8 protein-coding genes are annotated in these 9,985 nt (G+C 56.7%); 7 read left to right on the forward strand and 1 reads right to left on the reverse strand.

Features of this window, described 5'->3' with window-relative positions; translation table 11 throughout:
• The first annotated feature begins 96 nt into the window (after positions 1-96).
• The 3 genes from HY788_22900 to HY788_22910 all read left to right on the forward strand — a co-directional run bounded on the left by HY788_22900 (position 97) and on the right by HY788_22910 (position 3,016).
• Positions 97-720, forward strand: a complete 624-nt coding sequence (locus HY788_22900; GenBank protein MBI4776993.1) for a protein-L-isoaspartate(D-aspartate) O-methyltransferase — start codon at positions 97-99, stop codon at positions 718-720.
• 1,327 nt (positions 721-2,047) lie between these two features.
• The gene (locus HY788_22905) at positions 2,048-2,329 is read left to right on the forward strand and encodes a hypothetical protein (GenBank protein ID MBI4776994.1); all 282 of its coding nucleotides are present in this window, start codon (positions 2,048-2,050) and stop codon (positions 2,327-2,329) included.
• 30 nt (positions 2,330-2,359) lie between these two features.
• The gene (locus HY788_22910; GenBank protein ID MBI4776995.1) at positions 2,360-3,016 is read left to right on the forward strand and encodes a TIGR00730 family Rossman fold protein; all 657 of its coding nucleotides are present in this window, start codon (positions 2,360-2,362) and stop codon (positions 3,014-3,016) included.
• Positions 3,017-3,404: 388 nt separating this feature from the next.
• Here HY788_22910 and HY788_22915 read toward each other — a convergent pair whose 3' ends face one another.
• The gene (locus HY788_22915) at positions 3,405-4,322 is read right to left on the reverse strand and encodes a DUF2889 domain-containing protein (protein MBI4776996.1); all 918 of its coding nucleotides are present in this window, start codon (positions 4,320-4,322) and stop codon (positions 3,405-3,407) included.
• A gap of 275 nt (positions 4,323-4,597) precedes the next feature.
• On the opposite strand from HY788_22915, the gene HY788_22920 reads away from it, so the two are divergent.
• The 4 genes from HY788_22920 to HY788_22935 all read left to right on the forward strand — a co-directional run bounded on the left by HY788_22920 (position 4,598) and on the right by HY788_22935 (position 9,732).
• Positions 4,598-5,512, forward strand: a complete 915-nt coding sequence (locus HY788_22920) for a methionyl-tRNA formyltransferase (protein ID MBI4776997.1) — start codon at positions 4,598-4,600, stop codon at positions 5,510-5,512.
• A gap of 254 nt (positions 5,513-5,766) precedes the next feature.
• Positions 5,767-7,440 carry a thiamine pyrophosphate-binding protein gene (locus tag HY788_22925; GenBank protein MBI4776998.1) on the forward strand — a complete coding sequence of 558 codons (1,674 nt, stop codon included), beginning with the start codon at positions 5,767-5,769 and terminating at the stop codon, positions 7,438-7,440.
• A gap of 82 nt (positions 7,441-7,522) precedes the next feature.
• Positions 7,523-9,097, forward strand: a complete 1,575-nt coding sequence (locus tag HY788_22930) for a PAS domain S-box protein (protein ID MBI4776999.1) — start codon at positions 7,523-7,525, stop codon at positions 9,095-9,097.
• Positions 9,094-9,732: a response regulator transcription factor gene (locus HY788_22935; protein ID MBI4777000.1), complete on the forward strand. Its 639-nt coding sequence runs from the start codon at positions 9,094-9,096 to the stop codon at positions 9,730-9,732. Before HY788_22930 ends, HY788_22935 begins: the two co-directional genes overlap by 4 nt.
• The last annotated feature ends 253 nt before the right edge of the window (positions 9,733-9,985 follow it).

The following is a 9,985-nucleotide window of genomic DNA, read 5'->3' on the forward strand; positions in this document are numbered from 1 at the left end:
TTGGGCCGTTGAAACAGTGAAGGACCTTTTGAGCTGGAGGTTGGATTGACGGATTCTCAAATAAATGAAGATGGTTACATTAACGAACGGCTGAATATGGTTCGGGATCAGATCCAAAGACGGGGTGTGCGCGATCCCAAAGTGCTCGAAGCCATGCGTACGGTGCCAAGGCATCTCTTCGTTCCAAAGACAATGCGCTACGAGGCCTACGACGACAGGCCACTCCCCATCGGACAGGGTCAGACCATCTCTCAGCCATACATTGTTGCGTATATGACCGAAGCGCTCGAACTCAAAGGCGGTGAGAAGGTACTGGAAATTGGCACCGGCTCCGGCTACCAGGCTGCCGTATTGAGCAGAATCGCCGGAGAAGTATATACCATCGAGCGAATACCCGAACTGATGGAAGAGGCGCGGAGGCGGTTCGCGGAATTAGGTTACACGAACATTCATTGCCACGTGGGGGACGGCACCCGAGGGTGGGATTCCGAGGCCCCTTTTCAAGGCATCATAGCCACTGCGGGCGGACCTCGTATTCCTCAGCCGTTGACTGAACAGCTCGCCCTGGGGGGAATACTGGTAATGCCGGTGGGCGGGGACGAATACGGTCAAATGCTGATCCGCGTGATCCGCGAACCGAGCGGAGATTTCCGCCAGGAAAACCTCATGGGGGTAGCCTTCGTGCGACTCATCGGCCAACATGGGTGGGAGGAAAGCTGACACGTTTCCTTGCAGCCGGTCCGAATGGGCGGAGGGCTCGTGCGCAAGTAGTTGTACGGCGCCGGGACGAGGATACCGGTGATGGAAGTATCGTCCGTTCTGGGCGGCACATGGGCGGCACTGGAACGGATGGGCCTACTCGCGCGATCCCGTCAAGCGCGTAACAAAAAAAAGCCGGGTACGTCTCGCGACGACCCAGCTTTTGAAGGAGAAGAGAGAGGTTGTTTGATCTACTTTCAAGCAACATGCATGCCAGTTTTTGCGCGCCCCGGCAAATCGCCTGAAAAGGCCGTGGTTAAGCCTATCTCGGGGATTTGAACGATCCGGTTAATTCCTTTGCAATAAAAAATGTTTTACCCCTACCGTCCCGCCTCGGTGACCTGTCATATAACTTCCTGATATAGAACGGTTTTTTATGAGTAAAAAAACCTTTATCCGCCTTGGCCGCCTTCGGAGGAGGATCCGTGAGCACGATTTATTCCCTTGCCCAAGGTATTTCGATATGGCTGATCCTGGATAAAAATATAATGATGTCCATATATTAGGCCTCATTTCCATCCGTATGGCAACTCCACCGGACATCGGCGGGCTCGTGCTGCTTCGCCGTCACTATCCGCCGGCGCGAATCCGTTCGCCCGCCGTCAGGCGCGATGGAAGGGCCTGCCCCGGGCGCGTCCTGTTGTGACCCGGCTTCACTCTTATCGATCGAACTCCATCTCGCCGGACGGGATCCCTTCCAGTGACAAAATGGTAACCCGATTTGGCGCCGGCCGCATGTTTTCGAAACTGCGAAAGCGGTCGAATGAAGCGGGATGAAAAGACCCCTGGGATTCAACGGTTAATGTTTTTTCCCGTCGAGCGTCGAAGCTTCCGTTCAATATGTTGGCGGAGAGGATGGACGAGCGGGATGCGAATGTGGTATTTCCCTAAGAGTTTTGGCGCGCTTGGGGCGTCGGACGGACGCGAGGTTTCAGGTTTCGTCCGCGCACTGAGAGGCGCCCTCCGGTACCTTGGCCGGCTACCGGCAAACCGTAACGGGTGTGGGCCGGCGGATGTTTGAAGGTCAGAACCTCTGGAAAAACCCGATTTCGGTTTAGCTTTGATCTCTTCGTCCGAACCCGGCAGGGAGAACGAGAGCCCCACGCGTGCGTGGGGGTCGGGCGGCGTTTTCTTGATCCTGATCCTCATGCCCTCCATCGAGAGGTCTACCATTTCGGCTCTCTGCGTGAGGTCGGTAAAGTCAAAATGAAAGGGGCCGTAGCGTATGAGGACAAGCGGTTGGGATCGGAAAAAGGCTCTTTTTTCGGAGACGTGAAGAAAACGTTCCTTGCAGCGGGGACAGGTCAACTTTTTTGGCCCCGAGGCGTTTTCGGGAACTCGAATAAATCCGGTCTGGCCGCATTTAGGACAAACGATCCTGGTGGATTCGCTCATTTCAAGCAACCATTCGTTCAAAGCGCCGGCTCAGGACTTCCTGCACGGGACAAAGTCCACTCCGGAGATCGTGCAACGTTATCTCGGACGCTTCAAGGTAACGATATACACCCGCAAGGAACTCTTGCGTTTCCTCGAATATGAACCGGCTTTGATGTATGCCGAGGAATCGTGACACTGAAACTATATGTGAAGGATGACCGTGATGCAAGAAAAAGAGCAGTATGTGGTGGATCTGTTGTCATCAAGTGAAGCCTGGCGTGTGTTTCGGATCCTGGCCGAACTGGTGGACGGGTTCGAGACGTTGAGCGAATTGGGCCACGCCGTTTCTATTTTCGGTTCCTCCCGCGTCAAACCGGATTCGCCCGTTTACTTAAAAGCCCTTGAAATTTCCCGTCTTTTGGCAGGTGAAGGCTTTGCCGTCATATCCGGTGGCGGCGGCGGCGTGATGGAAGCCGCCAACAAAGGAGCTGCCGAAGCGGGGGGCACTTCCGTGGGCTTGAACATCGAACTGCCGTTCGAACAGGCCGCCAATGCGTATTCCAACGTAAAACTGAGTTTCCGGTATTTTTTTGTACGGAAGCTTATGTTCATAAAATACGCCGTCGCCTATGTCATTCTTCCCGGCGGGTTCGGGACGCTTGACGAATTGATGGAATCGATCACCCTGATTCAGACCAAACGGGCGAGGCCGTTCCCCGTGATTCTGGTTGGAACGGATTACTGGTCCGGACTTGTGAACTGGATCAAGAAGCGGCCTTTGGCGGAAGGAATGATCTCTCCGGCCGATCTGGACATCTTCGAGGTGGTGGACGAACCGGAAGAGGTGGTGCGGCTCATAAAGAAGCGGGTGGTCCTGTAGGTTCCGGGAGTCGCCCTCATCCCGATCTTCTCCACCCCGGTGAAGCCCGGGACCTGCGTCTGAGGGAAAAGGAGTACATTTGTTGGGTTACGCTCGCTGTGCTAGCTAACTCAACCTACAACTGGGCCGAGCTGGGGCTCGGCGCTCCCAGGAATGTGGTTACGCTCGCTTTGCTCGCTAACCCAACCTACGAACCTACGAACCTACGAACCTACGAACCTACGAAACGATGAAACCGGTGGGAAAGTTCAGTGTGTGCTCGTCGAAGGGCATTGCACCGGCCGGGTTGAGGAACGATACTCAATAAGACGGCTCACGATCCGTAGGTTGGGTTGAGCTGAGCGAAACCCAACAAATTCAATGCATTGGGTTACGTTGGCCGCGTTCGCTAGCCCTGCGGCGCTTCTTCTCGTCCGTTCCGAGCCGGACCGGCAATGACGCGCCGGTAATAGCGGACCTCATCCAGAATCAGGTCTTTCAGATGGACGCAGCCGTCGCTCACTCCCACGGCTTCGTGCAGGCGGCCGCTCAAAGTCGAATCCAGGAGTGTTCCAGCCAGCGCAGCCACCCTGGGAAATGGCTGATTACAGATTCCGGGATAGGGCGATCGATACGAACGGGCTTCCAAACCTTCGATCTTCCTCTCTCCGGGCGCCAGTCGGATCTCGATCTCCAATTCGTGAATGTCATCGTTCATGTAGGCCTGCAGCACGTGACTCTCGGGCCCTATCCGACACTCGAAGATCCTGCTGCGCCGAAACCGATACACCTGGTCCGGATCAGGCGCGTATATGTCCGGTCGGCTTGCGGCCTTGACGCCCAGTTCTTGAAACCGGTCTTGCATGCCCGAAGAATACGGAATGCAGCCGTTTTCAAGTTGGGGCCAATGCGTGAGGTCCAGTCGGCGCAAGGTCTTGGGGTCCGAGAAATCCAATCCCTCCAACTCCTCGGGAGCGAGCATGCCGATCTGTCCGGTCATCCGGGCGGTTTCCACAAGGGCGTCGAGCAAAGCGTCCGGAACGTCACGGCCCTGTAGGGCCTTTTTCACTTTCTTGATATACCCCGGTCCCGCGTCGATCCCCTCGAGTTCAGGCAACGGCGTTACGCAGGGCGCCGGATCCCGTTTCTGATCCGCGCCGAAACTTTCCATCCGAGCCTTCACGATCCGGAGTTCGGGGAATTGGATCGCAAAGCTGGTAAAAAGAAGTCCACAGCCGTCGGATACACATACATCCACGGAAACGCGTTCTCTTCCGGCCGTTTTTACCGTCGAGTCGATAAGCCGTCTGAATCGTCCGTTGTCCATTCGCCTGCTCCGAAACCGATGAGGTTAACCGTCAGTTGATAACTGGTCTATATCACATCGTATTACGGCTTGAAAAGCCTTTGGCTTGCCGCAAGGATGGGGGAAAAAGAATTGCCTTCTTGTCCGGCCCTTTGGGATGATGTATATGAGTCCGTAGACGGTTGGCGACGATGCCGGCGCTCCCGCATCCCGGGAACCCGGATTCACGATGGTGTCACCATGGTAACCGGCAACCGATGATCGGTTGGAATACAACCCTGCGGAAGGAGGATCTTATGCGCATTATCGTTATGGGTCAGGCCCCTTTTGGTGCAAAGGTGTTGGAAACGTTACTGGATCGGGGTGAAAACGTGGTGGCTGTGTATACTCCCAAAGACACGCCGGGAGGGAAGGACGATCCCCTCAAGGCTTTGGCCGTGCAAAGAAAGATACCGGTCTATCAACCTGCCGCCTACAAGAAGCCCGAAGCCCTCTCGGAATTCAAATCCCTGGATCCGGATCTGCTGATCATGGCCTTTGTCACGGATATCATACCCGAGTCGTTTTTCGGCGTTCCGAGTCAGGGAACCGTCTGCTACCATCCTTCCATACTTCCTCGCCATCGGGGCGCCAGCGCCATCAACTGGGCCGTGATCATGGGCGATCGTGAGACGGGTCTCAGCATTTTTTGGCCCGACGCCGGCATCGACACGGGTGCGATTCTCCTGCAGAAACGCGTGGCCATCCAGCCCGATGACACCACGGGATCGCTGTATTTCAACCATCTGTTTCCCATGGGTGTGGAGGCCGTTGTCGAGTCCGTGGATCTGATCAAGAGCGGAAAAGCGCCCAGAATAGTCCAGGACGAAAGCCGGGCCACGTATGAGCCCATCTGTAACGACGCCGTGGCCAAGGTGGATTGGGCGAAACCGGCTCACGAAGTGTACAATCTAATCCGAGGCTGCGATCCTCAGCCGGGAGCCTATTCCACGTTCAAGGATGGCGAAGTCCGGTTTTACGGCGCCGGCCTCGTACCGGGAGAAACGGGAAAGGCTCCCGGAACCGTGGTTTCCATGGATGAAGGCGGCCTGAACGTGGCTGCACAGGGAGGCGCGATTCGCATCACCAAAGTCCGTTCTTCCGCGGGCAAGTTAAAGGCGGCGGAGTTTGCCAAGGGCTCGGGCATGAAACCGGGGGACCGGTTTAAATAGTACGTCGTTTCCGTGATGAAGGGTCGCCATAATCCGGCGGCTTCTTCACAATGTCTTGCAGGTGGAAGGATACGGAAAGGAACGTTCTCCAAGCGCTCATAACGATTACGCACCCCGGCGGAGGAATGCTGCCGCACCTTTCCGTCGGACAAGGGGGACCGCGTTTTTTGCTTTCCCTGAAGGGTGCGCGGCCGGAATAGACTGGATTTTCTTCGTTTCCGGAGAATGGACGGAGTTGGATAAGGAGGGACAGGATGAGTACGGTTTACGGGAGTGAGTTGGTGGCAAGAGCTCTGGAAAACGAGGGGGTCGAGTTTGTTTTTACTCTGAGCGGCGTTCCTTCGTTCGGTGTGTACGAGGCTCTGAGGGATAAAGGAATACGGATGATCGACGTGCGTCACGAGCAGGCGGCCGTTCTGATGGCCCAGGGATACGCCCGATCGACGGGGCGTACGGGAGTGGCCATGGTTGTGCCCGGACCCGGCGTGCTGAACGCGGTAACCGGCGTGGCCAACTGCTATTACGGATCGGCCCCCGTGGTGCTCCTGGCCGGGCAGAACAGGCTCACGGAATACCAGTTGGGCGCCTTCCATGAAACGGACCAACTGGCGATCATGAAACCCATCACCAAGTGGAGCGCCGCTGTGTATGAAAGCCGGCGCATAGCGGAATACATCAGCATTGCTTTCAGGGAAGCCTCGACCGGAATGCCGGGCCCGGCCTTTGTGGAGTTCCCTCATGACGTTCTGGACGGCCAGGTCAAGATGGAAGAAGCCGTGATCCCGGAGCGCTATCGAACGACGGCCCGGCCCCACGGCGATCCGGCCTTGGTGGCGGAAGCGGTTTCCATGCTGGCGGTGGCCAAACGACCTCTGATTCTCTTCGGCAGCGGGATCATCTGGAGTAACGCGCACGAGGAGCTGTTGCGATTCGTGGAGACGACCCGGATACCCTGCGTGCCTACGCCCCAGGCCCGCGGATGTGTGCCGGAAGATCACCCGCTGTGCTGTTTCACGTCGCGTTCGCGGGCAACGGCCCAGTCGGACGTGATTCTTTTCATGGGGGTCCGGCTCAACTTCGTGCTGGGTTTCGGAAGGCCGCCGCGCTTCAATCCGGACGCGCGAACCATTCAGGTTGACGTGGCTCCGCAGGAGATCGGCCGGAACCGGCCCATTGACGTGGGCATTGTCGGGGACGCCGGGGCTGTGTTAAAACAGCTTACGGAGCAGTGGAAGTCAACGGGCGCTGTTGGGAACGACTCCTGGGCCAAGGAATTGAAGACCGCGGAAGAGGCAAAGAAGAAGAAATGGTCCACCTGGACCGGTTCTTCCAAGAAACCGATCAATCCGGTCCGGCTGTGCCATGAAATCGCGCAGTTTCTTGACCGGGACGCCATTGTTACCATCGACGGTGGAGAGATTTTGGATTTTGCCCGGAACCTGATACCGTCCTATACGCCCGGCGCCCGGTTGAATCCTGGGGTAACCGGTCTGCTGGGAATCGGGATACCGTACGCCATAGCCGCGAAACTGGCTCATCCAGATCGCCAAGTGCTCTCCGTGTGCGGTGACGGAGCGTTCGGATTCAACGGGATGGAGATGGACACGGCGGCCCGCCACGGCGCTCCCATCGTTGTGGTGGTATCGAACAACGCTTGTTGGGCCGTATGCTCCAACATGCAGAAGGGAATCTATGGGCCGGATGCAGCCGTGTGCACGCTCCTGTCCTGCACCCGATACGATTTGTTGGCCCAGGCCCTGGACTGTTACGGAGAAACCGTTGAAGATCCAGACGAAATCCGGCCGGCCCTCGAGCGGGCCTTCAATTCGGGAAAACCGGCTCTTCTCAACGTGATCACGGATCCCGACACCATGTCTTATTCCATGTCCGGTCAGCTGAAGGATCTGCCCGTGAGGGAAAAGAAGTAAGTAGTGCTCACCGGGTATCCGGCGAAATCCCGAGGAAGAGATGCCCCTCATGAACTTGTAACGAAAGGCGGTAGGGCTTGCCGTGAGAGATGAAGACAAGTCCAAAGAGCAGCTCATCAAAGAACTGATTGAACTGCGCCGGCGGAACGCCGAACTCCAGCAGTCCGAGTTCAATCGGGAACGCACCGAAGCCGAACTCCACACGACCAAAGAGTATCTGGAGAACGTCATCGAGAATTCGGTGGACGCCATTGGTATCGTGGATCGTACGGGACGCTTTCTGCTGTGGAATCGGCGCGCCGCCGAGATCTACGGATACAGTTTCGAAGAGCTGAGGTCCAGAACGGCTTTCGATCTCTATGTGGATCCCGTGGATTTGGAGCGCATGGTGACGCGGCTTCGCAGGAACGATGTGGTTCGCGAGTACGAGATCCTGATGAAGAAGAAGGACAAGAGCATCGTTCCCATGGACATTTCCATCAGCTTACTCAAGGACCACTCGGGCCGTACGGTGGGGAGCGTGTGTGTGGCCAGGGATCTGTCCGAGCGAAAGAAGGCCGAGGCCGAGCTGAAGCGGGCCAAAGAGAAACTGAGCCGCTATTCCAAAAGTCTCGAACAGCAGGTGAAGGAGAGTACCCGTCGGATCACGAGCATTCTAAAATACACGCCCGCCGTGGTCTATATTAAGGATAGGGACGCGTGCTATACGCTGGTCAACGCACGGCATGAAGAACTGTTCGGCATTTCGAAAGAGGAAATCCGGGGGAAGAACGACTACGATATTTTTCCGAAAGAAACGGCCGAGAAATTTCGCAGCAACGACCTCAAGGTACTTTCAGAGGGGCGCTCTCTCCAGGTAGAGGAGTCCGTGCCTCAGAGCGACGGCGTCCACACGTATCTTTCCGTCAAATTTCCCCTTTACGACGAGAACGGAACCACTACGGGCGTCTGCAGTATTTCTACGGACATAACGGAACTGAAGAAAGCGCAGAATCAACTCAGACGGCTGTCGGCCAGCATCATAACGAGCCAGGAAAAAGAGCGGGCGGCGATTGCCCGGGAGCTTCACGATGAACTCGGACAGGCGCTTACCGCCCTGCGCATGGATTCCGTCTGGCTGCTCGGTCGGGTGTCCAAAACAGATCCCGAAGCATCGAAGCGAGCCTTGGACATGCGTGACCTCGTCGATAAGACGATCGATGAAATCCGCGGCATGGCGCTTCGGTTGCGTCCGGGCATTCTCGATGACCTGGGTTTGATTCCGGCGCTCGAATGGTATACCAACGAATTCGAAAAGCGTACCGGCATTGAATGTATCTTGCAGCATATGAACGTGCCCGACGTGGACGAGGTGGTGGCGACCGAAGCCTATCGGATCGCCCAGGAAGCCCTTACCAACGTGGCGCGTCACTCTTCGGCCTCCCACGCGGAAGTGAAACTGCAACTCGAAAACGGCGCGTTGACGCTGGAAATTATGGACAATGGCGACGGGTTCAGCCTGGCCGACGTGGCGGAGACGGAGGGGCTGGGTCTGGCGGGAATGCGGGAGCGCGCGGGCTTGGTGGGAGGCGCCCTCGAGATACGATCCCAGCCTGGAAGGGGCACGCACGTCTGTTGCACGATCCCGATGACGGACAAGATCGGAGTGGATGATTGATCCGGGTTCTATTGGCAGATGATCACAGCATCGTTCGCGCCGGACTTCGCCGCATCATCGAAGAGAGCGGCGATATTGAAGTGATTGCCGAGGCGGCGGATGGGCGTGAAGCCATCCGGAAGATCCGCGAGACGGTTCCCGACGTGGCGGTGGTGGACATATCCATGCCGGGCCTGGATGGACTCGAGGTGATCCACGAGCTCCAGAGCGCCTGTCCGGCGTTGCCGATCCTGGTGCTCACCATGCACGAGGAAGAGCAATATGTAGTCCGCGCCATAGGCGCCGGAGCCAAAGGCTACATCACCAAACGTTCGGCTCCCGAACAGTTGGTGAAAGCCATATACAAGTTGAAGGAAGGCGGCCGCTTTCTTAGTGATTCGGCGGCGGAGTCGCTGGCGTCCCGTATGGCCGAGGGCGTTCCCGGCCGGTCGCCGCTGGACTGCCTGTCCAACAGAGAAATCCAGGTGTTGAGACGTCTGGCCCTGGGACAGACCACGCGTGAGATTGCGGAGGTGTATCACATCAGCGTAAAAACCGTGGATACCTACCGATTCCGGTTGCTCAAGAAACTCAACCTGAGAAACAATGCGGAAGTATCGAGGTTCGCCATCCAAAACCGGCTCGTCGAATTCTGATGTTCGATCTCATCGAACGACCGTACCGGCCGGTCATGCACAAGCTCCTATACGATCGTCCCTCGCCTCCCGCCGGTAACATCCGCCTGCGTGTAAGAATTTCTTTTACAGGAAAATCAGAAATCCTCCGATTCTCAAACGCCCTGTGATCCGGTATTATACAACACTCGCGAGTTTACCGTTACCATCGCGGACAAATCGAACATCCAAACTTAAGAATGATGGGGCGTAACCTATGAAAATTCATGAATAT

Source organism: Deltaproteobacteria bacterium, from assembly GCA_016208165.1.
Taxonomy (GTDB): Bacteria; Desulfobacterota; Desulfarculia; order JACQYL01; family JACQYL01; genus JACQYL01.

What these genes read in the sequence shown, in the direction of transcription:
- HY788_22900 (MBI4776993.1), top strand. Translation starts at nt 97, where the DNA reads ATGGTTCGGGATCAGATCCAAAGACGGGGTGTGCGCGATCCCAAAGTG.
- HY788_22910 (MBI4776995.1), top strand. Translation starts at nt 2,360, where the DNA reads ATGCAAGAAAAAGAGCAGTATGTGGTGGATCTGTTGTCATCAAGTGAA.
- HY788_22915 (MBI4776996.1), bottom strand. Translation starts at nt 4,322, where the DNA reads ATGGACAACGGACGATTCAGACGGCTTATCGACTCGACGGTAAAAACG.
- HY788_22920 (MBI4776997.1), top strand. Translation starts at nt 4,598, where the DNA reads ATGCGCATTATCGTTATGGGTCAGGCCCCTTTTGGTGCAAAGGTGTTG.
- HY788_22925 (MBI4776998.1), top strand. Translation starts at nt 5,767, where the DNA reads ATGAGTACGGTTTACGGGAGTGAGTTGGTGGCAAGAGCTCTGGAAAAC.